This is a genomic window from Desulfovibrio sp. (genome assembly GCF_041907885.1).
Lineage (GTDB): Bacteria > Desulfobacterota > Desulfovibrionia > Desulfovibrionales > Desulfovibrionaceae > Desulfovibrio.
Map to the genome: position 1 here is coordinate 1 of NZ_JAYRGM010000001.1, position 23,922 is coordinate 23,922.

17 protein-coding genes are annotated in these 23,922 nt (G+C 54.8%); 5 read left to right on the plus strand and 12 right to left on the minus strand.

The features are described 5' to 3' along the window. Together ACE3NW_RS00005 and nifH are read right to left on the minus strand one after the other, a co-directional pair. Positions 1–142 (minus strand): P-II family nitrogen regulator (locus ACE3NW_RS00005; protein WP_374279610.1); only part of this gene is annotated, 142 nt, incomplete at its 3' end. 27 nt (positions 143–169) lie between these two features. Further along, the gene (gene nifH, locus ACE3NW_RS00010; protein ID WP_240824534.1) at positions 170–991 is read right to left on the minus strand and encodes a nitrogenase iron protein; all 822 of its coding nucleotides are present in this window, start codon (positions 989–991) and stop codon (positions 170–172) included. Between the two features lie 1,048 nt (positions 992–2,039). Here nifH and ACE3NW_RS00015 point away from each other — a divergent pair. After that, positions 2,040–4,145, plus strand: coding sequence for a methyl-accepting chemotaxis protein (locus tag ACE3NW_RS00015; protein ID WP_374279326.1), 2,106 nt, complete (start codon positions 2,040–2,042; stop codon positions 4,143–4,145). A 104-nt stretch (positions 4,146–4,249) separates the two neighbouring features. Here ACE3NW_RS00015 and ACE3NW_RS00020 read toward each other — a convergent pair whose 3' ends face one another. Genes ACE3NW_RS00020 through glpA form a run of 3 tightly spaced genes read right to left on the minus strand, consistent with a single transcriptional unit; the run spans position 4,250 to position 8,338 of the window. Beyond that, positions 4,250–5,461, minus strand: coding sequence for an anaerobic glycerol-3-phosphate dehydrogenase subunit C (locus ACE3NW_RS00020; protein WP_374279327.1), 1,212 nt, complete (start codon positions 5,459–5,461; stop codon positions 4,250–4,252). Next, the gene (glpB, locus tag ACE3NW_RS00025) at positions 5,458–6,747 is read right to left on the minus strand and encodes an anaerobic glycerol-3-phosphate dehydrogenase subunit GlpB (RefSeq protein WP_374279328.1); all 1,290 of its coding nucleotides are present in this window, start codon (positions 6,745–6,747) and stop codon (positions 5,458–5,460) included. The genes ACE3NW_RS00020 and glpB overlap by 4 nt, the downstream gene beginning before the upstream one ends. Beyond that, entirely contained in the window at positions 6,731–8,338 is a 1,608-nt protein-coding gene (gene glpA / locus ACE3NW_RS00030; protein WP_374279329.1) for an anaerobic glycerol-3-phosphate dehydrogenase subunit GlpA, read from the minus strand. Before glpA ends, glpB begins: the two co-directional genes overlap by 17 nt. A gap of 283 nt (positions 8,339–8,621) precedes the next feature. Between glpA and ACE3NW_RS00035 the strand changes: the two genes are divergently transcribed. Continuing rightward, entirely contained in the window at positions 8,622–9,401 is a 780-nt protein-coding gene (locus ACE3NW_RS00035) for an HAD-IIA family hydrolase (RefSeq protein WP_374279330.1), read from the plus strand. Positions 9,402–9,501: 100 nt separating this feature from the next. Here the strand turns inward: ACE3NW_RS00035 and ggt are convergent, their stop codons facing one another. From ggt to ACE3NW_RS00065, 6 genes are all read right to left on the minus strand, one after another. Then, positions 9,502–11,253 carry a gamma-glutamyltransferase gene (ggt, locus tag ACE3NW_RS00040; RefSeq protein WP_374279331.1) on the minus strand — a complete coding sequence of 584 codons (1,752 nt, stop codon included), beginning with the start codon at positions 11,251–11,253 and terminating at the stop codon, positions 9,502–9,504. 474 nt (positions 11,254–11,727) lie between these two features. After that, positions 11,728–13,536: a methyl-accepting chemotaxis protein gene (locus ACE3NW_RS00045; RefSeq protein WP_374279332.1), complete on the minus strand. Its 1,809-nt coding sequence runs from the start codon at positions 13,534–13,536 to the stop codon at positions 11,728–11,730. Between the two features lie 371 nt (positions 13,537–13,907). Beyond that, on the minus strand, positions 13,908–15,197 hold the full coding sequence (locus ACE3NW_RS00050; RefSeq protein WP_374279333.1) for a TRAP transporter large permease: 1,290 nt from the start codon (positions 15,195–15,197) through the stop codon (positions 13,908–13,910). Between the two features lie 9 nt (positions 15,198–15,206). Next, on the minus strand, positions 15,207–15,767 hold the full coding sequence (locus tag ACE3NW_RS00055) for a TRAP transporter small permease (RefSeq protein ID WP_374279334.1): 561 nt from the start codon (positions 15,765–15,767) through the stop codon (positions 15,207–15,209). A 197-nt stretch (positions 15,768–15,964) separates the two neighbouring features. Continuing rightward, positions 15,965–16,969 (minus strand): TRAP transporter substrate-binding protein, encoded by a 1,005-nt coding sequence (locus tag ACE3NW_RS00060; protein ID WP_374279335.1) that lies wholly within the window; start codon positions 16,967–16,969, stop codon positions 15,965–15,967. Positions 16,970–17,705: 736 nt separating this feature from the next. Then, on the minus strand, positions 17,706–18,803 hold the full coding sequence (locus ACE3NW_RS00065) for a DUF362 domain-containing protein (RefSeq protein WP_374279612.1): 1,098 nt from the start codon (positions 18,801–18,803) through the stop codon (positions 17,706–17,708). A 223-nt stretch (positions 18,804–19,026) separates the two neighbouring features. Here ACE3NW_RS00065 and upp point away from each other — a divergent pair, with 223 nt between their 5' ends. From upp to ACE3NW_RS00080, 3 genes are all read left to right on the plus strand, one after another. Next, positions 19,027–19,653 (plus strand): uracil phosphoribosyltransferase, encoded by a 627-nt coding sequence (gene upp, locus ACE3NW_RS00070; RefSeq protein ID WP_374279336.1) that lies wholly within the window; start codon positions 19,027–19,029, stop codon positions 19,651–19,653. 10 nt (positions 19,654–19,663) lie between these two features. Then, positions 19,664–20,929 (plus strand): uracil-xanthine permease family protein, encoded by a 1,266-nt coding sequence (locus tag ACE3NW_RS00075; protein WP_374279337.1) that lies wholly within the window; start codon positions 19,664–19,666, stop codon positions 20,927–20,929. A 602-nt stretch (positions 20,930–21,531) separates the two neighbouring features. Continuing rightward, positions 21,532–22,794 carry a GGDEF domain-containing protein gene (locus ACE3NW_RS00080; RefSeq protein ID WP_374279338.1) on the plus strand — a complete coding sequence of 421 codons (1,263 nt, stop codon included), beginning with the start codon at positions 21,532–21,534 and terminating at the stop codon, positions 22,792–22,794. 95 nt (positions 22,795–22,889) lie between these two features. Here ACE3NW_RS00080 and ACE3NW_RS00085 read toward each other — a convergent pair whose 3' ends face one another. Further along, entirely contained in the window at positions 22,890–23,870 is a 981-nt protein-coding gene (locus ACE3NW_RS00085; protein WP_374279340.1) for a LysR family transcriptional regulator, read from the minus strand. Positions 23,871–23,922: the final 52 nt, after the last annotated feature.

The window sequence follows — 23,922 nt, forward strand, 5'->3', positions numbered from 1 at the left end:
GAATGTCGCCCACCATGATGCCTTTCTGCTTGCCACGGCCCACCACGTCGAGCTTGGTAACGGCGGGAAAGCCCGCTGACAGCAGCTCGGAGAGAACCTCGGTGGTCTTTTCAGGCCGAATAATCGTGCGAATCATCTGCATAGCTGTTCTCCGTTTTGTGCTGTTGGTTTAGGCGTCCATCAAACCGTGTTCCATGAGCAGCTCTTCGAGCCTTTCCTGGGAGAGGGGCTTGGGGATAACAAACATGTCGTTGCCGTCGATCTTCTGGGCCAGGCTGCGGTATTCGTCGGCCTGTCCGCAGGTGGGGTCAAATTCGATAACGGTCTGCTTGTTGATTTCGGCGCGCTGCACCATGTTGTCGCGCGGCACAAAGTGGATCATCTGCGTGCCGATTTCTTTGGCAACGGCAGAAACAAGTTCGGCTTCGCCATCAACCTTGCGGCTGTTGCAGATGATGCCGCCAAGGCGCACGCCGCCGGTATTGGCGTACTTTTTGATACCCTTGCAGATGTTGTTGGCGGCGTAGAGGGCCATCATTTCGCCCGAAGCCACGATGTAGATTTCCTGGGCCTTGCCTTCACGAATGGGCATGGCGAAACCGCCGCACACAACGTCGCCCAAAACGTCATAGAACACGTAGTCGAGGTCTTCGGTGTAGGCACCAAGGCGTTCAAGCAGACCGATGGAGGTGATGATACCGCGGCCAGCGCAGCCAACGCCCGGTTCGGGGCCGCCGGATTCCACGCAGCGGATGCCCTTGAAGCCGTTCTTCAGCACCAGGTCCAGTTCGATGTCTTCACCCTCTTCGCGCAGGGTATCGAGCACGCTCTGCTGGGCAAGGCCGCCCAGAATAAGGCGCGTGGAGTCGGCCTTGGGGTCACAGCCCACGATCATGATGTTCTTGCCCATTTCGCCGAGGCCAGCATTGAGGTTCTGTGTGGTGGTGGACTTGCCGATACCGCCCTTGCCGTAAATAGCTACCTGACGCATGAGAATCCCTCTGGTTTGATGTTCCCGCGCTCGTTGCGCTTGTCCCTCTTTAAGCAGAAAGCGTGCCACTTGATTAATTGTTTGATATTATTAAACTAATTATTAATCTGCCTGCACAATCAATACAATTTTGTAAATATGATTAGTCGTGAACAAAAATTCGTGTATTTCATAATACACTTAAATTATTAATATATTTTTTAAAAAACCTTGGTTGTGGAAAAGGGCAATACAAAATTGTTTGAAATAGCCAACACCAAGGCCAGCCCCACCGCCAACCCCATAGTCAGCTGCGTGAGCAAACGTGATTGCCCTGGGGCTGTGGTTGTACCGAAAGAGTGATTTATTGCCCTGAGGCTGTGGGCTTTGAGAAGAGGGATTTGCGGCACTGGCGGAAGCCGCGCGGGGTGGGGCAGCCCCCGTGCGTTTGCACAAAGCAAAATTTGTGCGGGCTTGGTTGGGTAAAGCACACCGCCCATTGCAAGTAATGTGTGGCATGGGGGCAAAACTGGCAGGCAGTGTGGGGCTGTGGTGGGCAGCTACTGCGCACGTTGGTTGAGTTTGTCTGCTGGCGCAGAAGCAGGTCTGCGGCGGCTGGGGAATGGTTGATCTAAAATTGTATCAAATCTTGAGCGCATTCGTAGGTTCGGCAAAGCGTGAATGTGGCGGAAACGAGGGCAGATCGTAACGACAAAGAATTATTGCATCAAAAGCAAGCCATGTTGGGGCCGTATTGCCGGGTCTGCGCTGCCTGTGCTGACCAAGGGCAGTTTTGTGTTACAGTGGGAGGTGAAAATGTATTTTTTATAAGTAGTTAGTCATTTTTTGCCAGAGGGGGCAAACTGCTTGCAGATATATAAACTTTATGCTTAACATAAAAATGATTTTTATTATTTATAATTTTAAAAATGAATATTTTAACAATCATTCAATGCATGCTTGTATAAAAAATTACAAATAACTTTTTTCTGTGTTGTGTAAAATGCACGCTTTAAATTGATTACGTGAAAATAAATATTTTCACATTATGCACTGCACGGGGTACGGCATGATAAATGTAAGAATTGGTGTCAAGCTATTGGTTGGTTTTATTGCTGTTTCATTTGTTTCATTATGCATTGGACTGTACAATATGCATAATATGCATACACTGGCAGACGATACTGCTTTAATTGGGAGAATATCATTTCCATACAGCATGAATCTTAGTTCGTTGCGATCAGATTTTATGCGGTTAAGAACAACTCAGAGAACATCACTTATTAAAGATCTTCCTCAAGATGTGGTATCTGCGCAAAAAAATATTGTTGCAGAAGTTAGAAAGTCATATGCAGACAGTATCGCAAAAATAGAAAGCATGCCTCTTGATATCCAGGAAAAGGCTAAAATAGCAGAACTTAAAAAACTCATCGCAGAGTATGATTCCATCAATACGCAATTTTTAAATGCTCTTGAAGTGCATGACTATGATAGCATGTTTGATCTGGCCATGAAGAAAGGGCGTGATAAATCTCATCAACTTGATGCGTATCTGAGCAAGATGATTGCACAGCAGACAGAGCTGGCAGGGCAGGCCTCTGCGCTTGCCGATGCCAATGTGGAGAAATCTGCTGCCTGGACTTTGGGGCTTGTGTGCGCCGGTTTTATGGTGTCTGTGGGGATGGGCGTATTTTTTACCATTGCCATTACCCGGCCATTGAAAAAAGCTGTTCATATGGCTCAGGGCATTGCGCTGGGGGATATTTCTACCCGCATGCAGTTGCGTGGCCAGGATGAACTGGGTTTGCTTGCCCGATCACTGGACAAAACAGCCGACACGCTGGCGACCCTTTTGCAAAATATCAATCAGGTGGCGCAGGCTGCTTCTGTGGGCTACTTGCGCAGGCAGGTGGACGATGCGCAGTTTGCGGGGGATTTTCGCAATCTTGTAAAGGGAATCAATACCTGGACAGGCAGCATGGTTGAGCTGATGGACAAGATTCCCACGCCCATTACCATACGCGGGCACGACAGGGTGATACGCTTTATCAATGATTTTGGAACATTGGGCATCGCGCCTGCCGCAAGTATCGAGGGCATCAAGTGCAGCGATCATTTCAAGGCCGATGACTGCGATAACGGCCATTGCGCCTGCGACCGGGCGCTTCTTTCACACAAGGATGAGTCTTCTTCTACCAGAGCCTGCCCGCTGGCCGGTATGGAGCTGGACATAGACTACAAGGCCACGCCCTTTTCTGCCGAGGCTGTTTGCGAACTGGTTATTGATAAAACAGCCCTTATGAAAAGCCAGCGAACCATTACTACCCTGGCCGTTCAGGCCGACGACATCGCCAACCGTGTTGCCATTGCGGCAGAAGAAATCTCCGCTCAGGTCGAGCAATGTTCTGGCGGGGCCATAGAGCAGACCCGGCGCATTTCTGAAACTGCTTCTGCCATGCACGAGCTCAACGATGCGGTGGGCAAGGTTTCGCAAAGTGCAGCCGAAGCCGCCGAAACAGCCGATCAGGCCAGAACGAAGGCAGAAAGTGGCGCGCACATGGTCGCACAGGTGGTAGAAGGCATTTCTGGCGTGCAGACCACAGCTACCGAGCTGAAAACGGACATGACCTCTCTGGGCGTCCAGGCCGATGGCATCGGCAAGATCATGAATGTCATTTCTGACATTGCAGACCAGACCAACCTGTTGGCCCTCAACGCGGCCATTGAGGCTGCGCGAGCTGGCGACGCCGGGCGCGGCTTTGCCGTGGTTGCCGACGAGGTGCGCAAACTGGCGGAAAAAACCATGACAGCAACACGAGAAGTGGGCGAGGCCATCACGGGCATTCAGTCTGGCACACAAAAGAATATTAATAATGTGGACGACGTTGTGAGCAAGATTGACGCTGCAACAAGCCTTGCCAGCGAATCTGGCGATTCGCTGGGAGAAATTGTGCGTCTTGTGGATATGACCACGGATCAGGTAAGGCTTATTGCCACAGCTGCGGGCCAGCAATATGCCGCCACTGAGGGCATCAGCTCAAGCATCAGCGACGTAAACAGAATATCCCGCGAAACCTCCGTTGCCATGAGCCAGACTTCAAAATCAGTAAGCGAGCTTTCTTCTCAGGCGCTAACGCTCAAGGACATGATCGGCAGCATGCAGAGCGGGGGATAGGCATGAGCCGCTCGCGCGGATGTTGCAAAAAAAATGGTCCGACACACAGAGGGGCAGGCCAAAAGGCCTGCCCCTCTGTGTGTCGGCAACAGTAACGCTAAGGGCTAGCGGGCTTCGAGCCGCTGGCGCAGAATGCTGACCGGGTGCAGGCTGAACTTGCCCGATCCGTGCGTGATCTGCACGCGGCAGGTTCCGCATTCTGAAACCGCCGCCTGAGCGCCGCTTTCGCGAACCTTGGTGAACAGTTCGGAGCCCACGGTCTGGGCAATATCGTATTTTTCCTTTTTAAAACCATAGCTGCCAGATATGCCGCAGCAGCCTGCGTCGGCATTTTCTACTGTAACGCCATCGAGGCGGCGCAACAGCTCAAGACCCGGCAAGCCGTTGCCCTGAGCCCGCAAGTGGCAGGGGGCGTGGTAAATGAGCTTGAGATCAGGCAGTGTTTGCTGCTTGCCATCGGCCTTGAGCGAGAGGTCGCCGCTGTCCACGGCATCGAGCAGAAATTCCTGCGCATCGGCAAGGCTGCACGCGCCGTATTTTTCGGCCACATCGGGGAAGTATTCCGGCAGATCCACGCGAAACATGAGGGCGCAGCTGGGGCAACCCGTAACCACGGGCAAACCGGCGTCACGCCACTGGCCCAGGGCTTTGAGGTTATGCTCCGCATTGGAGCGGGCATGCTGCCAAAAACCGTTGGCAACCATGGGCAGGCCGCAGCACACCAGTTCTTCGGGCACAATAACCTTGTATCCGGCGCGGTTCATGGCCCACACCATATCAAGACCCGTGCGGGGGTCGTACACATCCACGTAGCAGCCGGGGTAAAACACCACGCTGCGCTTGTGGTCTGGCTGATGTACGTGGCGCATGAGCTGGCGGAATGTTTGCGGCGCAAAGGCGGGCAGGGGCGCACGTTTATCGATGCCCAGGGCATCAAGCACGGTGCGCGTGACCGGGTTGAGCATGCCAAAGTTTTTGAGGGCAGCGGGGATGAGCCGCAGCCACTTGGCCATAAGTTCGCCATGCCCAAGCACCCAGTCGCGCAGACCGGGCGAGTGTTTTTTGAACTGGTCGGCCCTTGCCATCATGTTGAGGCTTGAAACAGGCACGCCGTGCGGGCAGGAGATATCGCAGTTTTTGCAGTTGGCGCAATAGTGCAGCGAGGGATCTTCCGTAAGGCCCAGCAGGCGAAAGCGTTCATAGGCCGGGCCGATCATGCGCGGGCCCAGAAACTTGGGCGTGGCCTCTGCCACGGGGCAGTGAACCACGCAGGTGGTGCAGGCTATACACTTGTCCGGATTAATGCGCACGCTCATTGTTTTTCCCCGGCAGCGGCGGCTGCGGCGGCCATGCGGCCTGCCTGCCAGCCCGTGGCAATGGCAACGCCATGACCGCTTTTTTCTGTTGCGTAATCGTAACCGCCAAGGCTGCGCCCGGCAAAAAACACGTTTTGCCAGCGCACGGCAGCGGCGGCATCCACAGGCCGCATTTCGCGGTCAACACGCACGCCCATGCGTGAGAACAGGTGGTTGCCAAAAATCTGCGGTTCAGACCACTGTGTCACATCCTGGGGCACGGTGATGTCAATGTTGAATACCGAATCCCAGCACTGGCCGGGTTCAAGCACCATGCCGCCGCCAAGAATGCCGCCCGTGGCGGTTACAAAGGCGCGGGCCTCGTGGCGGCGCTGCTGGCCAGATGCCTCTGCCAGCACTGACGTGCAGACTTTGTCTGCTGTTTCGGCACGCAGAACCGTGGTGTTTTCCACCAGCTCAAAGTCGAGCTTGTGCAGGGCAGTCAACAGGGCATCGCGCAGGCGCAGGCCACCCACCCCCGGAGGAATGGACAGCATTTCAACCACCGGGCAGCCAGCGGCAACATTGACTGCCTGCCATACTTCGGGGTTGGCCCTGCTGCCGCACAGGGGCGGTATGAGGATCAGGTCGTACTTGCCAGCGTGGGGAGCCAGGGCGTTCAACAGCCACTGGCGGCTTTGCTGTTTGTCTGCAAGGCGGGCAAGGTCCAGCGCGGTGATGGCGCGGTGGGTTTCACCAAAGGGCGAGGGCAGCAGGCCCTGGCTGAATTCCCTGTCGGCCCAGCTTCTGTATCGTTTGAGCTGGCTTACCACCAGGGCGGGCTGGCAGTCGCGCAGGCCTTGCACGCTGAGCACAAGCACCTTTTTGGCACTGGCCATGGCCTGGGTATTCAGGCTGGCGGGCAGCAGATAGGTGGGCTTGAGCGTGCCCATGATGGTGGGCAGCTGGGTATTGCGCGGCGTGCCATCCTGGGCAAGGGCGGGGCGCATGGGCCAGTGCTGTTTTTCCATGGTGTCAGAAAAAAACTGAAAGGCCGAGCGCACGCTTTCTGTTCCCAAAAGGCGGTAGGGGTGGTCTTCGGGCAGCAGGGCCAGGCTTTGCCACGGATCAGAGGCCAGCCTGCTGTCTGCATAACCGAGAAAATCCACCGAACCGCCGCTGATGGCCAGCGAATCCATGCCCGATGTGAGCAGCCGCACGCTGCGGCCCTGTTCGGCTGCGGTCAGCGCAGCCACAAGACCCGCAAGACCAGAGCCGACCACCAATACGTCAACAATCCTGCTCATGGGCGGCTCCATCAAGATTGAGTGTTCCCGCGTACACGGCGCGGCCAAGTTCCATTTCACGTGCCTGCATGCCCCACAGGGCGGGCCGCAGCCCTCCCCAGCGTTCCTGAAGGAAGCGCCGCGCGTTGTCTGTGGGCGAAAGCTCAAGTGAAACGCCGTGCTCGGCCAGTGAGGCCACGGTGCGCAGCGAGCAGAACGTGCCCTGGCATGTGCCCATGCCCAGGCGCGTGCGCAGGCGGATATCGGTGAGCGAATGGGTGGAGGGATCTTTTGCCACGCATTCGATTTCGGCCATGCTCACCATTTCGCATTCGCACAGCAGGGGGTTTGTCTTCGCCTTTTCGGCCAGTTCCAGCACCGGGCCGAGGTCGTCGCCCATGCGGTCGGCCATGAGCTTGATTCCCTGCACGGGAAAATACTTGGCCGCGCGGGCCAGGGTGGCCTCGTCCGGGTCGGGGATGATGGGCTCGATGGCCGTGCGGCAGGGCGCGGAAATGCCCAGTTTGGCGCAAACGCGGTCGGCGGCCCTTTCGCCCATGAGACGGTAGGTGGTAAGCTTGCCGCCAAAGATGGAAATCATGCCGTCGAGGCCCTGTTCCGCATGATCCACAACGTGAAAATTGCGGCTGGCCTTGCGCCCGGCGGCATTGCCCGGCGTATAGAGGGGGCGCGTGCCCGCAAAGGCGCGCAAAATACGGTATTCGCGCACGCGGGGGAACAGCGGTTCACCAATCTTGAGCAGGCGCAGCACTTCCTCGCTGGTGGGGGTTGTGTCGTCGGGCCTGTCGGTGGGGGTGGAGGTTGTGCCCAGAATGGTGATGGAACCGTGCGGAACAAAAATGTCGCCGTCCGAACCGGGGTGCAGGCGGTTGACCACACGCGAGGTAAAGCGGTGGTTGAAGACCACAAGCGTGCCACGGTCGGGCGAAACTGCCACATCAAGCCCGGCCAGCGCCGCAATGCGGCCAGACCACGAGCCGGCGGCATTCACCACAACGGAGCAGGCGATTTCAACGGTTTCGCCCGTGTGACGGTTGATGGCCGTAACGCCGCACACCCTGCCGTTTTTCTGGCAGATGCCGGTTACCTCGTGATAGGTGAGCATTTGCCCGCCGTGCCTGCGGGCAGACATGGCGTTGTGCAGCACAAGCCTGAAGCCGTCCACGCACGAATCGGGCACGCGGAAAACGCGGCTGATTTCGGGCGACATGTTGGGCTCAAGGCGCAGGGCTTCCTTGACGTCGATTTCAGGGGCATCAATACCCGCGCGGCCACAGGCCTCAACCCAGCGGTCCACATAGGCCGGGTCGTCCTCTGGGGTGAGGGCAAAAAAGCCCTCGGTTTCTTCAATGCACTGCCTGCCAATGCGCCGCACGATCATGTTTTCTTCAATACATTCGCGTGCCGACTCATTATCTCCCACGGCGTAGCGGCCGCCGCTGTGCAGCAGGCCGTGAAAGCGCGAGCTGGTGCCGTGGGCCAGGCCGCCCTGTTCCAGCAATATGGCAGGAATACCGCGCATGCAGAGATCGCGCAGGGTTCCGATGCCTGTTGCGCCGCCGCCTATGACGACAACAGTAGTTTCAAGCATGGTTTCTCCAGTGGAGCAAATTGTCGGAATCATCACAAGACATGCAGACGCTGCCAGATGCCGCGCCCGCGTGGCCGAAAAACAACGGCGTATCAGCGCAACAGGGTTGAAGAGCCAGACCGGTTATATGATTGCTGCGGTTTTGCCCAGGATGATTGTTGATGCCGTATGGTTATCAATTTGCGGTGTTGCGTCAAGATTGAACTCTGCCAATCGGGGCAGATGTTCTTGCCTTGGGTGGCAATGCCGCATAATGAAAACAAAAAACTCAAGGATTGCAGATATGGATTGGTCACAAAAACGCTGCGTTGTGCTTGATATGGATGGTACTGTCTACCTTGGTCATATTCCCATTGCAGGAGCCGTGCGCTTTATTCGGCAGCACTGGGACAGGCTGGATTTTTACTTTCTGAGCAACAATACCTCCAAATCACCGCTGACCTACGTGGACAAGCTCAATGGAATGGGTATTGCCGCGCGGGAAGACCTGCTGCTCTCGCCCGTGACACCGCTGGTGGATTTTTTGCGCGCCAGAGGCATCGAGCGTGTGTTCCCCGTGGGCAATGCCGATTTTCAGCGCGATCTGCAAGGCCGCATGCCAGAGCTGCACCTGGTGGAGCAGGGCGCGCAGGCCGTGGTGCTGGCCTACGATACCGAGCTCACCTACCACAAGCTTGCGCGCTCTGCTGTGCTGCTGCAAGACAGCTCGGTGCTTTTTCTCGCCACGCATCCAGACCTTGTGTGCCCCTCGCCCGAAGGTCCCTTGCCCGATGTGGGCAGTTTTATAAGCCTGTACGCCACGGCTACGGGCAGAAAGCCGCAGTATATTTTTGGCAAGCCTGATCCCGCCGTGCTTGCCCCCCTGCTGGCCCGCTACCGCAAGGAAGAAATGGTCATGGTGGGCGACCGCCTGAGCACCGATATGCAGCTTGCCCGCAATGCCGGTATTGATTCCATTCTTGTGCTCAGCGGCGAGGCCACGCGTGACGATCTGTCGCGCGTGGAGCACCAGCCAACCCTGGTGCTGGAAGACCTTGGCCACGCCGACAAAAACTGGGCATAGCCCGTATGGCCCATGCCAAAACCAACACCCGCCGTGGCGCAAACCATGGCGGGTGTTGGTTTTGGTGGGGTACAGCCCCGCTGATGTTACGGTAAGGTGGCTAGTAGGCAACAGCCGCGCCGTCGCCGCGCGGGTCTGTGCCGCCCTGGCGCACGCCGGTGGTCTGATCCACAAGAATCGCGCCAGCATGGCCCATGGTGTCGGTGTAGTTGTCAATCAGACGCACAGGATGGCCACGGCGCTTGAGCTCGTCGGCAACCTTTTGGGGAATGCGGCCTTCAAGCTTGAGATCGTTGGAAGAAGCGCCCCATGTGCGGCCATAGAGCCAGCGGGGGGCGGCAATGGCTTCTTGCGGGGTCATGCCAAAATCCACCACGCGGGTAACAATGGCAGCCTGAGTCTGGGGCTGGCCTTCGCCGCCCATGGTTCCGTACACAAGGTAGGGCTTGTCGTTTTTGAGCAACATGGCGGGGTTGAGCGTGTGGAAGGTGCGCTTGCGCGGTTCGAGGTGGTTAACGTGCTTGGGATCAAGCGAGAAAAAGCTGCCCCGGTTTTGCAGCAGCACGCCCGTGCCGCCCGCCACAATGCCAGAGCCAAAGTCGTGGTAGATGCTCTGGATAAGTGAAACTGCGTTGCCCTGCGCGTCCACAACGCCAAGCCAGATGGTATCGCCCTTGGGGTCAAGCGGCGTGAGGTTCACGGCTGCCTTGGACATGCTGATGCGCGCGGCCTGATCCTTGCCGTGCTTGGCAGAGAGCAGATAATCAAGCGGAATCTTTACAAAATCAGGGTCAGAAAGATACTTGTCGCGGTCCACAAAGGCTTCCTTGGTGGCCTCGATCAGCGCATGGTAGTAATCTGCCGTGCCCTCGCCCATGGATTTGATGTCGAAATTGTTGAGAACATTGAGAATTTCAAGTGAGGCCATGCCCTGCGTATTGGGCGGAAAGTTAACAGCCTTGTAGCCGCGATAATTGACCGAGATGGGGTTAACCCAGTCGGCCTTGTGGCTGGCAAAATCGTTGAGGGTCAAAAGGCCCCCGTTGGCCTGCAAATCGGCCACCATGCGCTTGGCGATATCGCCCTTGTAAAATACCTGTGCGCCCTTGTCTGCAATCTGGTTCAGGGTGGCTGCCAGGTCGGGCAGGCGCATGACTTCGCCCACACTGTAGGGGCTGCCATCCGCATGCAGATAGGTTTTACGGAAGGCGTCAAAGCGCTGAAGGTTGCGGAATTCAGAGTCGGCGGGATTGGTGTTGATCTTGCTCCAGTAGGCAAGCGAGGTGCTTACGGGAAAGCCATTGGCAGCGTAATCGGTTGCGGAAGCCAAAAGCTCTTTCCACTTCATCTTGCTGCCCATGGTTTCCTTGCTGTAGGCATAGGCTGCGTCCCAGCCAGAGACCACGCCCGGCACGGTATTGGCGGCAATGTAGCCACGGGAGGGGATTTTTTTCAGCCCCTTGGAGGTATAAAAATCAATGGTGGCCTTTTCGCCAGAGCGGCCACTGGCGTTGAGCGCCTTGAGCTCGCCGGTTTTGGCATTGTAGATAAGCCAGAAGTTATCCCCGCCCAGAGTACACATTTGCGGGTACACAACGGCAAGGGTAGAAGCGGTGGCAATGGCCGCATCCACAGCCGTGCCGCCGCGCCGCAAAACATCAAGACCCGCCTGCGAGGCCAGATAGTTGGGGCTGGTAACTACGCCTCTGGTGCTCAGGGGGTTGGTGGCGGCAGAAATTGTGGCGGTATACTGGGGGGCGTCTTGTGCCTGACCCGTTGCGGCAGGCAGCAGCAGACCGCATGCCAGCAGAACAGGCATGGTTTTGCGACTGACCAGAGAAAAAAAGTTCATCGACATCATAATCTCCTTGCTGAAATGCTTAATTCAATAAAAACAGCAAGATGTATGCATCATCCGTGCCGTTTTGAAACGCAAGATATTTAAATCACTTGAATTTTTTAATTGTCAATAATTGAAACAATTTTGTCATAATTGTTAAGTTCTGATACATTTTTGTAATAAAATTGGTGTGATATAATGCACCGTCGCGTGCATGCAGATGGTTGATTGTCGCGTGAAGCCATGCTCCTTCAGTAAACAAACCCCAGGCGGGTGCAGGGGAGGTGATTGCTGCCAGCAGGCCGTTAAGTGCAGCAGCGCAAGGGTGGGGCAGCCCTTTCAGGTTTGTGCATCAGCACTGCAAGATCACGCAGCATGGAAACATCGGTGAGGGTGCAGCCCGTTTTGGCTTTGCGCACTATACAGGGGAAAGCTCTGGTCTTTCGAGGGAGGGGCGTTTACGCAATACGCCCCCCCCATTAGCCGTTAATGCGCGCTTTTCAGCTCGGCAACCATTTTGTTGAGATTTTTTGCTTCATCCGCAAGGGCGGCAACCGCTCTGGAGGAGGTGTGCATGATGGTGGCAGTCTCTGCCGCAATGGAGCTGACCTGTGTCACCGTTTGGGTGATGGATTCGGTGGCGGCTGACTGCTCTTCGGAAGAAGTGGCGATGCCGCGCACCTGATCCACGGTAAGGTCAACCATCTCCACAATTTCGCGCAGGGCTTCGCCAGATTTTTGAGAAAGGGCAGTGGCGCTTTCAACATTGCTGGCAGTCACGTCTACCTGATGGATGCTGGAATCCACACTTTTCTGGATGGCGCCAATGGCATTGCCCACGTCGCTGGTTGAGCTCATGGTTTTTTCTGCCAGTTTGCGCACTTCGTCGGCCACAACGGCAAAGCCGCGCCCGGCGTCACCGGCGCGGGCTGCTTCAATGGCAGCGTTGAGGGCCAGCAGGTTGGTTTGGTCGGCAATGTCTGAAATAACGCCCATGATCTGCGATATGGCCTTGGCATGCCCCGCAAGCCGGGTCATTTCGTCTTTCAGCACCAGGGCATCCTGCTGCACGTTGCCAATGGCCTGTACAGACTGAAACACCACTTCGGCCCCCTGGGCCGCGCGCTGGCGCATGCCGGTGGCAAGGTCTGCCGTGGCAGAAGCGTTTTTGGCCACTTCAATAACAGTGCAGTTCATCTGTTCCACCGCAGTGGCGGCTTCTGTGGTGCGTGCGGCCTGTGTGGTTGCCCCGTTCTCGGCATGGGCAATGTTATCGGAAAGTTCGGACGAAATGCCAGTTATGGTTGTAACCACCTTTTCCAGGTGCGTTGCGGCGCTCAACATGCCTTCGCTGCGGGCGCGGCGGGCTTCTTCTGTCATGCGCTCTGCTTTTTCGGCTGCTTCAAGGGCCTTTTGGGTGCTCTGTTCCGCCTCGCGGGTTTTTTCTTCAGAAATAGCCAGCGATTTTTTTACGTTGGCTGTCATTTCGGACAGGCAGCGTTCCAGTACTGTCACCTCATCCTTTCCGGTGGCGAGTATCTGCACGTCCATATCGCCGTTTGAAATGCGCTGCGCGGCCTCGCGCGCGGCCTTGACGGGTTGCAGGATGGAGCGGGTGATCAACAGCATCAGCGGTATGTACAAAAGCACAATGCAGCAGACCACGCCGATGAGGATTTTTTTGAGATTTTCGAATATGGCGTTGCTGATTTCGCCAGCAATTTCGTTTTTAACCTGTTCCACGTTATCAATGTAAACGCCCGCGCCCACCCACAGGCTAGTGCCGGGAACCTGCGAACCATAGGCAATTTTTGACTGCGTGCCGCCGCCGGGCTTGTTGAACACAAAGCTCACAAAGCCGCCGCCTTCCGCCGCCTTTTTGGCAAGCTCGGCATTAAACCGCACGCCGTTTTTATCCACAGAGTTGCCAAGGTCTTTGCCCACCAGATCGGAAAAAACGTGGGCCACAACGATGCCGCCGTCGTACACAAAAAAGTAGCCGGAGCTGTCTTTTTCGTAGCGGGCTTTTTTTATGGCGCTGGCAATGATGGCATTGCGTTGAGCTGTGTCGGTAATGCCGCTGATCTGCTCGCCAATGCTGTTTGCCATGGTGCTTGAGAGATCGCGGATGCGCTGCTTTTGGCCTTCATAAAAAACTTCGCCCACTTTTTGGGCCGAAAGCTCTGTGGCAGCGTTGGAAATGTGGATGAGGGAGTACACAAGACCTCCCACAATCACCAGTGTAAAAACCAAAATCATGAACATGCGGTGAGAGATAGTAAACATCCTGAACATGCACGCCTCCGGCCTCATTTGCAGTTAGGCAAGTAGTTGCTGTTAACAATTTGATATGGTTAAATATTCTATCAGAAGATATTTTTTCATTCAGTATTTTCATGCTGATACTGTTTATCGTATCGTTCTTTGTATTTATAATTTTATACCTTTAATAAAAATATATTTTTTATTAAAAAATCGTTAAAATATTGTTGCGACAAATATTTTTTCCTGATTTCTGGTGTTGTCGAGGTGCGCGGTATCCTGACCCTTGTAAGTGCGAGGTGATGCGCTGACCTAAGCGGCCTCACACCTCTGCCCGTTTGCACGAACAAAAAAAGCCCCTGCCTTGGGAAAGGCAGGGGCTTTACTGTTTTAGCGGGCTACTGCTAGTTGCCGCCCATCAGCCAGTTCATGGGAACGAGCGAAAGCTTGGGGAAGAACAGCAGCAGGAAGAGCATGATGGTTTCAACCACAATGAAGGGCACCAGCTTGACGATCAGGTCGGCAAACTTGATATGCCCGATGCCGCATACAACGTACAGCACCGTGCCCACCGGGGGCGTGATAACGCCGATGCCCAGGTTGAGCACAAAGAGCAGGCCGAAGTAGTAGGGGTCGATGCCAGCCTGCTGGATAAGCGGGTAAAACACCGGTGCAAAGATCAGGATATTGGGCGTGAGATCCATGACCATGCCGATAAGGAACAGGAAGATATTGATGCTGATGAGCAGCAATATGGGGCTGTCGATAAGCGGCGAGAAGAGCGCGGTCATCTGGTTGGGAATCTGCGCAATGGTAATGAACCAGCCCACGGCGGTGGCCGTGGCCACGATCAGCATAACCACCGAGGTGGTACGGGCTGCGCGGGCGCTGACCCGCAGCAGATCGCGGAACGAAAGCTCGCGGTAGTACAGTACGCATACCAGGATGGCGTAAATGGCTGCAAAAGCGCCGCCTTCAGTGGGGGTAAAGATACCAAAGCGAATGCCGCCCAGCAGCAGCACGGGCATCATGAAGGCAGGCGTGGAATCAATAAGAATCTTGATTGCTTCCTGCTTTGTAAAGCGGATGGTTTCGTTGTAGCCGTCTTTGCGCACCACAAAGAACCACACCACCATGAGGGCCAGACCGATAAGAATACCGGGCACAAGGCCGATCATGAAAAGTTTGGTGATGGAAAGGCCGCTCACCGTGGCGCCCAACAAAATGAAGTTGGTGCTGGGCGGAATGATGGGGCCAAGAATGGCGCCAGAAGCGATAACCGCGCCCGCGCGGCCGGGGTGGTAGCCCACTTCTTTCATCATGGGCAGCAGCAGGCCGCCAAGGGCCGCAGCTTCACCCACAGAACTGCCCATAAGACCGGCAAAAATGATACTGGCGATAATGGCCGCATAGCCAAGGCCGCCGCGCACCCGGCCAATCATGAGCTGGGCAAGCTGCACCACGCGCTTTGAAAGGCCGCCCTCTGCCATGATTTCACCGGCAAACACAAAGAAGGGAATGGCCATCAAGGGGTAGTTGTTGGCACCGTCGAGCATGCTGCCGGGAATGATCATGGCGTCCCACATGCCAGAGTGCCACATGAGCACGATGGAGCACAGCACAAGCACGATGGCCAGCGGAACACCAATGAGCATGAAGAAGAAGAGGGAGCCGAGGAAAATAAAGAGTTCCATTCTTCTCTCCTAGCCCTTGTGGAAGGTGGATGCGGGTCTGCGAACAAGGGCCACAAGCGAGCGCACTTCCACAATCACGCCCACAAGGGCCATGATGGGCAGAGTGCCGTTGATAAAGGCCATATTGACGTTGGTTGCCACAGAGTAGGTGTCGAGCGTTTGCAGCACGTTGACCACGCCGCCGTAAAACAGCAGGCCCAGGGCAAAAAGGCCGCATACCGAGGCCAGAATATCCACAGCCTTTCTTTTTGTACCTTCCAGCGTGGTTACAAGCAGATCAACGGCAATGTGCTTTTTGCAGATAAAGGCTTCGATGGCACCAAAAAACGTGATGTACATGAAGAGAAACCGCGCCCATTCTTCGCTGGGCGGGTAGCTAGATGAAAAAATGTAGCGCAGCAGGGCATTGTAAAACACAAGGCCAATCATGCCCAGAAAAATAACGGCGCAAAACACTTCAAACAGCAGTTGCCCCATGGTTTCATGCTTGGGTTCCTGCTCTGGTTCAAGCAGGGCATGCACGCCCGGTGCATGGTCGGGCGGAAAGTTTTTGGAAAGATCCTCGCTCATAACGAACCTCAGTAAAACGCTGCCCCCAATCGTTGGCTTTACAGTGCCATGCCTGTACCGGCATGCCCGTTGCGCCGCCTAGATAGCTGCGTGAAAAATTGTTGCAACCCCCGCGACCCAAGGCTGCGGGGGTTGTGTTCATGAACCGCACAGGCCGGAAAAGCACGCGCTCTTCCGGCCTGTAAAGCAGTGAACAGTTATTTGGATTCGCGGTAGCTGGCGGCGCTGTCCAGAATGGCCTGGCAGTTGGGCACCGTGTCGTAAAAGAGCTTCCAGCTGCGCTTGCCAGCTTCGGCCATGTAATCGTGAAATTCCTTGCTGGGCGTGTTGATGTGGCCTTTGTTGGCAAGGATTGTTTCCTTGGCTTTTTCGTCGCCTTCCTTAACCATGGCCCACACGTCATTGGCCGAGCGCTTGGCGGCTTCGTCAAACCACTTTTTGTCCTCGGCGGGCAGCGACTGGTAGAACTTGTCGTTGATGTAGAGGGAGTGGATAACGAGAATGTGGCCGGTAAGGGTGATTTCGGGCGTGATTTCGTACATTTTGAGGCTTACGATGTCGGCCAGCGGGCTGTCGCCGCCGTCGATAACACCCTGGTCAAGCGCGCCGGGCACTTCGGCAAAAGGCATGGGCTGGCCGCTGATGCCGCATTCCTTGGCAAAGTTGGTGTACAGCGGAATGTTGGGCACGCGCATACGCAGGCCCTTTACGTCTTCCACGGTAACAATGGGCTTCTTGGTGTAGAAGTGGCGGAAGCCCAAGGGAAAGGCGTTCATGGTGCGCAGGCCGGACTTTTCGGTAAAGCCCTCGTTGATAAGATCAAACGTCTTGCCTTCCATGGCGCGGCGGGCATGGTCGAGGTTGTCAAACAGCATGGGGGTTTCAAGCATGGCCATGGCGGGGTGCAGGGCAGAGGTCTGCGTGCCGGTGGCGCACATCTGAATGATACCCTTGCGGGTGGCTGCAATGTAGGCGTCTTCCTTGCCAAGCTGGCTGTTGGGGAAAACCTGCACTTCGTATTTGCCGTTGGAGAGCTCGGCAAGGTACTTGCCAAACAGGTGCATGCCCAGGGTTTCGGGCTCGCCCTCGGGTTTCATACCCGCGATCTTGATGATGGTCTTGGCCTCAGAGGCCGAGGCAAAGCCAAGGGTCATGCCGCAAACAAGACCCAGAGCGATAAACAGTGCTACGATACGTTTCATTCCGTAAACCTCCTCACTTGTAAACTTTTGTGCCACAAAAAGAACAAAACCAAACCCCGACCACAGCAGGGCAGCAGTTATACCGGGCGACGAACCTGCGTACCCCAATGCACGCAGCGTGTCAGATTCTTAAAGGCCAAAAGCTGAAGCAAACTTAAGTGACCTACCACCCAAAATTCAACTGTTATTTGCTAAAAAAGTTTGCCACAGCTCAGATATCTTGAGTTTAAGCCAAAAAAGATTTTTTGGAAAACAGAACGTTGTGGATATAAATTGTTTGGCCAGTGAATTTTTATTGATATAGTTACATTGTATATAGTTTATATAACAAAAAGTAACATTAAATACTGATACAGATAATATTTATAATGTATAAATTTTGTTTTATAAGAAAAATTTATTCACTGGCAGATTGCGAATGGCAGTTGGATTGCTATTTATTTTGACCTAAAAAATTTTTAAATAAAAAAATAATTTTTTTAAAAAAAAATATTAAGCACAAATTAAATATGTAACCAGAGTTAAGTAAATTTTTTTAATATATCACGCAAAGAAAAAAATTTCATGCCATAAAAATTACAATTTGGTGACATTCGTGTGACGGAATTGTGTGGGCTGGAATGTGCAACCATATCTGCCCCTTCAGCTCAGCGGCCATGCCTGGCTGAAGGGGCAGATATGGTGCAGGTTTATTTGCAAAAGGGCCTGCCTGTTGGCAGGAGCCCTTATGTTGCAGCTAGATTTTTTTAAGCTTGTACTCGCGGCTGCCAAGCCCCAGGGTTTCACCATAGGCCAGCTGCACAGTGCCAGATGTGTGGGGCCAGCGGGCGGTAAATTTGTCTGTTATATCAGCGCCTGGCGTGGTCGGTGAAAGTGAGGGAGCCTTGGAGACCAGATCAAAACAGGCCTGATCGAGTGCAACGGGGTCAGTAGAGGCGAGTATGCCCACATCGGGCACCAGCGGCATGTCGCTCCAGGGGGCGCAATCGCAGTCGGGCGTTACGTTGAGCACAAAGTTGATGTAGCAGATGTTCTTTTTGCGGCCTTTCACTACGCCATAGGCATACTCTGTCATGCGTTCCATAAAAGGCTGGATTTCTGTTTCCCAGTCTATGCTGATGGCTTTTTCCGGGCAAACGGTAATGCATTCAAAGCAGCCAATACATTTTGCAATGTCCACAACGCTTTTTTTGCTTTTCATACTCAGCGCGTGCTGCGGGCATACCTTTACGCATTTTGCGCAGCCAACGCATTTCTTTTCGCTTACGGCCACATGTGTTGCGTGCTGGGCCTTTTTGCCACGCACCGCTGCGCCGCCCATGGCCAGATTTTTGATTGCGCCGCCAAAGCCCGCCATTTCGTGTCCCTTGAAGTGCGAAAGTACCACCATGGCCGGTGCGCGGCGAATCTCAGTGGCTATGTGTACCTCTTTGAAATGCTTGCCGTTTATGCGTACCGGCGTGTCGTTTTCTCCGTACAGGCCATCTGCAAGAATAACCGGGGCTTTCACCACCGAGGGCGCAAAGCCGTGCGCGTAGGCTGTTTGCATGTGGTCTACTGCATTGTGGCGGCTGCCAGAATACAGTGTGGTGGTGTCGGTAAGAAAAGGCTTGCCGCCCGCCTCGAAAATCTTGTCCACAACCTGCCGAACCAGGGTGGGATTAAGATGGGTATCGTTGCCGAACTCGCCAAAGTGCAGCTTTATGGCGGTCAGTTCCTTTTTTTTGATGATCTTTTTAAGATTCAGCGCTTCGCACAGGCGGGCAACCTTGGCGATTTTGCTGTCTTCGTGCGAGCGGCAGTGCATGTCTGCATAAAAGACGGTGGCGGGCATTTTATGACCTCCGGGCTGTGTGTTTGAGGGGCCGCAGGCCAGTGCCGAATAGGGCACGGCAGGCGCTCTGGTGCGCGCATAGTCTGTAAATACTACCGCATGCGCTGGCAGCAGGGCAACAAGGGGGCCGGGTAATGTCATTGACACAAGCCATGATTAAGAATAGCGTAGTTCGGTTTTAATTTTTTTCAATCCGTCCGTTATGCATAGTCAAGGAGGCGTTATGGCCGTTTATGTCGTCGATCATCCTCTTGTGCGCCACAAGCTGGGCATTTTGCGCATGGGGGCCACCTCCACGCGTGAGTTCCGTTCTGTTTCCAATGAAATTGCGCGTCTGCTGATTTATGAAGCCACCAAGAGCTTCCGTACCGAAAAGCACACCGTCGAAGGCTGGGCCGGGCCGGTGGAAATTGAAGCCATTTCGGGCAAGATGGTGACGGTTGTTCCCATTTTGCGCGCGGGCCTGGGCCTGATGGACGGCGTGCTGGACATGATTCCTGGCGCAAAGATCAGCGTTGTGGGCCTGTACCGCAACGAAGAAACCCTTGAACCTGTTGAATATTATGTAAAGCTCGCCACTGATATGGATCAGCGGCTGGCCATTATTCTCGACCCCATGCTGGCCACCGGCGGTTCGCTTATTGCCGCAATCAGCCTGCTGAAGCGCCACGGCTGCACGCAGATTTGCAGCCTCAATCTTGTGTGCGCCCCAGAGGGGCTCGAAAAAGTGCAGGCCGCCCACCCCGATGTGGATATCTACACGGCTGCCATTGATTCCCATCTGAATGAAAACGGGTATATCATTCCTGGTCTCGGCGACGCCGGCGACCGTATCTTTGGAACCAAGTAGCGAGGGGCCCATGAGTTCAGCCAGCACGCGGCGCGAGATAGCACCCACTGACTATAATTTTCGCTTCAGGGATTGCCTTGTGGGCGCGCAAATGCTCTTTGTGGCCTTTGGCGCTCTGGTTCTTGTTCCCATTTTGACCGGTCTCGACAGCAACGTTGCCCTGTTCACCGCCGGTGTGGGCACACTGCTTTTTCAGATCTGCACCAGGGGCAAGGTTCCCATTTTTCTTGCCTCTTCATTTGCCTTTATCGCGCCCATCATCTACGGCGTGCAAACCTGGGGCATGCCGCAAACCCTTGGCGGGCTTGTGTGCTCTGGTCTTGTATATTTTCTTTTGAGCGGGCTTATCCGCTGGCGTGGCACCGATGTGGTGCTGCGCGTGCTGCCGCCCATTGTGACCGGCCCGGTCATTATGGTTATCGGTCTTATTCTGGCCCCGGTGGCGGTTCACATGGCCCTTGGCAAAACCGGCGACGGTGCTGTGGTGCTTGTGCCAGAAAACACCGCCCTGTGGATATCAATGACCTCGCTGACAGTGACCGTGCTGGTGTCGCTGATGGGCAAGGGCTTTTTGCGCCTCATGCCCATTTTGTGCGGCATTGCGGCGGGCTTTATTGTTTCCATCTTTCTCGGTGTGGGCGAATGGACCAAGGTTGCCGCAACCCCCTGGTTGCAGATGCCCTCGTTCACGTTTCCCGAATTCGCCTGGGAACCAATACTGTTCATCATGCCCATCACGCTTGCCCCGGCCATTGAGCACTTTGGCGACGTGGTAGCCATCAGCTCCATCACCGGGCGCGATTATCTGAAAGACCCAGGCGTACACGCCACCATGTTTGGCGACGGCGTTGCCACCATGGCCGCTGGCTTTGTGGGCGGCCCGCCCTGCACCACCTACGCCGAAGTAATCGGCGCGGTCAGCCTTACGCGGGTGTTTAACCCCGCTGTCATGACCTGGGCTGCCATGTGCGCCATTTTGCTTTCTTTTGTGGCCAAGATCGGCGCGTTTCTCGGCTCCATTCCTGTGCCTGTCATGGGCGGCATCATGATTTTGCTGTTTGGCGCAATCATGGTGGTGGGTCTTAACACTCTTGTGCGTGCAGGCAAGGATTTGATGGAACCGCGCAACATGATTATTGTTGCGCTGATCATCATTTTTGGCGTGGGCGGCATGCAGTTCAGCATCGGTTCGTTCAAGCTTGGCGGCATTGGCCTTGCTGCCCTTACCGGCGTGGTGCTCAACCTGTTGCTGCCAAAAAGCAGAACACAGCAGTAGTTTTATGGCGTTCCCCTCCCGCATCGACAAGCCGGGGGGGGGACACCGACACCAGTTTTGCTGCTCTGCCTGGCTGCCAGCCGGGTGGTGTGTGCGAGCCCTCTTTTGCGGAGGGCTCTTTTTGTTCTGGCGCGCGGAAAACGGCTGTCACCAAGGCTGATAACCAAGCTGGCCTGTTTTTGTGGTATCAATGCGATATCTTTTGGGTGGGCCAGACAGCCATTGACTTTTTATACGATGGGAAGGGATAGCGGATAAATTGACTGCACAGCCAATACATTTATTCCGTAAAAAACAAGTATCATAGCAACAATTCAATTCATAAAAAATAGTCAATTTTATCACTGCGTAAAAAATTGCCTAGATATCTGGCACTATCACCGTGATAGGAAATTTTTTTTCAAATTCCATCGATATATTATATTATTAATAAAAAACTCTTGAAATTATATAAAATTATATAATCGGAATGAGCCGCCAAAACATCTGTACCTGTGTGAAAAAAAATTGTACAAGGATGCTCCCCACTATTGCACATGGTTTCGTCTGTTACAGGCCGTATCAGACCTTCTTTTTCCTTTTTGGTAAACCCTGAGTCTGCAATGCCGCGTAGTAATAATCACCAGTCCTGGGAATGGGTAGCCGGTCCTGACCTGTGTTATTGCGACGATGTTCCCCTGAAGTCTGCTATTCTTGGCGTGCCCACAGTTAAAGGGCAGACGCTGTTTTTCGGCATGGATGTTGCCGATCAGCAGATGGCCATGGAAACGCTTATGGACGAGTACGGGGAGCCGCGTGCTTTTGCCAATGTTATTGGTCACTACGTGCGCAAGAGCGACGGTGTGCTGTTTCTGCTTGAGATGAGCGGCGTGCCGCTGTTTGATGATGGGTACGGGCTCATGGGTTTCAGGGGGGTAGAGCGCGTTGTTGCCAGTATTTCGCTGTATTCTGCGGGCATTTCCACTGCCATTGAGCTTGATACCATCTACGCAACAGCCCCCATTGCCATGTGCGTTGTTGACCGCAACGGCCTGCTTATCTCTGCCAACGAACACCATGGCCTGCTATCGGGTCGATCGCTGTTTGACACAAGCGGTGCGCACATATCGTTGCTGCACCCTGAGCTGGCAGAAAAACTACAGAACGATTTTTACAATCTGGATTCGGGCGGCCATGCTTCTGACCATGAGGTGCATATCGGGGGCAGGGATTATGCCGTTTCAGTCACGCCCGTGCGCAATGCCTCCAGCATGATTACGGCCCTTTCGCTGGCATATTTTGATATTACCGAGCGCAAGTCGCTGGAATACAAGCTCAAGGAAGCAAACGAACGCCTGCGGTACATGTCGATACACGACCACCTTACAGGCGCCTACAACAGAAGGTTCTTTGATGCCATTATCCGCAGAGAGGCTGCCCTGTACAAGCGGCGAGCAGGCAAACTTTCTGTCATCCTTATAGATATCGACTACTTCAAATTTTATAACGACAAATACGGACATGTGGCCGGGGACGAATGCCTCACGCAGGTCGCCAGCACCATGCAGGAATCTTTGGCGGGTGTGGGTGGAGAGCTGTACCGCTATGGCGGCGAGGAATTTGCCGTGGTGCTGCCAGAATACGATGCCTCGAGCGCGCATGAGGTCTGCGAATCGTTGCGCGCTGCGGTTTATGACCTCAAAACGCCGCATACTGGCAGTGACTGCAATTATGTAACCATCAGCGCCGGCGTGGCTACCATGCATGAAACGCAGGAGGACGCGCCAGCCGCCAACCTTGCCGCCAAACTGGTCAAGGCGGCAGATGCTGCCCTGTATCAGGCCAAAAATGCCGGTCGCAACCGGGTTGAGGCCGTTATAGTATAAGGTGGCTGCTGACGTGCAGTGTGCCTGCCTCCATACTCTTCCATTTTTCTTTTCTGCTCTTTCTTCTTCTTCTTCTTCTTTTTCTTCCTTTTCCCTTACTTGTCGCGGTTATTGCCGTTGCCAGTGTCTTGCATGCTGGTTGGAGCATTGCGGCACACGCAGGGGCGTGCCAAAAGCTCTCGCACCGCCTCGCTCATAAAATCAACAAGGGCGCGTACCCGCAGGGGCAGCCCCTTTTGTACCGGGTACACAACATGGGCGGGTAATTCCTGCGCACGCCACTGCGGTAAAAGCCGTACAAGCCGCCCCGTCGCCAGGTCATCGGCTACAAGCCAGCCCGGAAGCGGGGAAACCCCCAGCCCCTCCAGCGCCGCCTCGCGCAGGCCGGTCACGCCTTCTGCCGTAAGCACCGGGGTTACGTGCAGGGTTTGCTCCTCGCCCGATTCATGAAACAGCGTAATGTTGCGCGCCCCGCCAAAAACTTCTGTACCAAGGGTCAGCCAGGGCCAGCTTGCCAGATCGTCCGGCTTGTGGGGCGGCTGCCTGCGGGCCAGAAAGCCGGGTGATGCCACGGGATACCGCCGTATCGCGCCCAGAGGCCGGGCGATGACAGTTTCGTCGGCCACCGTACCCGCAACCACACCAGCGTCGCAGCCTTCTTCAAGCATGCGCAGGGGCCGGTTTGAATAAATCAGGTCAACGGTAATGGCGGGGTTTTGCAGCATGAAACGGGCCAGAAGTTTGCTCACCACGCTCTGCCCAAAGTCGATGGTGGAAAAAAACCGCACATGCCCCACAAGGGTTGTTTGATCGGCACGCAGGCGGCGCTCGCATTCTTCTGCCATGGCCAGCATGGCGCGGGCGTCGGCAAGAACTTTTGCCCCCATGTCCGTAAGGTGCATGCGGTGCGTGTCGCGCCGCAAAAGCACCGAACCGCACTCACTCTCAAGCTGGGCCAGCTGGCGGCTGAGTGTGGGCTGGGTTGTGCCAAGATTGCGTGCAGCTGCCGAGATGCTGTCGCTCTCGGCAATGCTCACAAAGCTGCGCAGCAGGGCAAGGTTTGAAAATATTGTCATACGCAACCTGTATAACCAATATTGATGTCATGCGTCTACCAATTATCCACGG

Bases quoted from the DNA above. Each gene is read 5' to 3' on its own strand.
- ACE3NW_RS00015 (WP_374279326.1), top strand. From the start codon at position 2,040: ATGATAAATGTAAGAATTGGTGTCAAGCTATTGGTTGGTTTTATTGCT.
- ACE3NW_RS00045 (WP_374279332.1), bottom strand. From the start codon at position 13,536: ATGTTCAGGATGTTTACTATCTCTCACCGCATGTTCATGATTTTGGTT.
- ACE3NW_RS00055 (WP_374279334.1), bottom strand. From the start codon at position 15,767: ATGAGCGAGGATCTTTCCAAAAACTTTCCGCCCGACCATGCACCGGGC.
- ACE3NW_RS00075 (WP_374279337.1), top strand. From the start codon at position 19,664: ATGAGTTCAGCCAGCACGCGGCGCGAGATAGCACCCACTGACTATAAT.
- ACE3NW_RS00085 (WP_374279340.1), bottom strand. From the start codon at position 23,870: ATGACAATATTTTCAAACCTTGCCCTGCTGCGCAGCTTTGTGAGCATT.
- upp (WP_374279336.1), top strand. From the start codon at position 19,027: ATGGCCGTTTATGTCGTCGATCATCCTCTTGTGCGCCACAAGCTGGGC.
- ggt (WP_374279331.1), bottom strand. From the start codon at position 11,253: ATGAACTTTTTTTCTCTGGTCAGTCGCAAAACCATGCCTGTTCTGCTG.
- ACE3NW_RS00035 (WP_374279330.1), top strand. From the start codon at position 8,622: ATGGATTGGTCACAAAAACGCTGCGTTGTGCTTGATATGGATGGTACT.
- glpA (WP_374279329.1), bottom strand. From the start codon at position 8,338: ATGCTTGAAACTACTGTTGTCGTCATAGGCGGCGGCGCAACAGGCATC.
- ACE3NW_RS00065 (WP_374279612.1), bottom strand. From the start codon at position 18,803: ATGCCCGCCACCGTCTTTTATGCAGACATGCACTGCCGCTCGCACGAA.
- nifH (WP_240824534.1), bottom strand. From the start codon at position 991: ATGCGTCAGGTAGCTATTTACGGCAAGGGCGGTATCGGCAAGTCCACC.
- ACE3NW_RS00050 (WP_374279333.1), bottom strand. From the start codon at position 15,197: ATGGAACTCTTTATTTTCCTCGGCTCCCTCTTCTTCTTCATGCTCATT.
- ACE3NW_RS00060 (WP_374279335.1), bottom strand. From the start codon at position 16,969: ATGAAACGTATCGTAGCACTGTTTATCGCTCTGGGTCTTGTTTGCGGC.
- ACE3NW_RS00020 (WP_374279327.1), bottom strand. From the start codon at position 5,461: ATGAGCGTGCGCATTAATCCGGACAAGTGTATAGCCTGCACCACCTGC.
- ACE3NW_RS00080 (WP_374279338.1), top strand. From the start codon at position 21,532: ATGCCGCGTAGTAATAATCACCAGTCCTGGGAATGGGTAGCCGGTCCT.
- glpB (WP_374279328.1), bottom strand. From the start codon at position 6,747: ATGAGCAGGATTGTTGACGTATTGGTGGTCGGCTCTGGTCTTGCGGGT.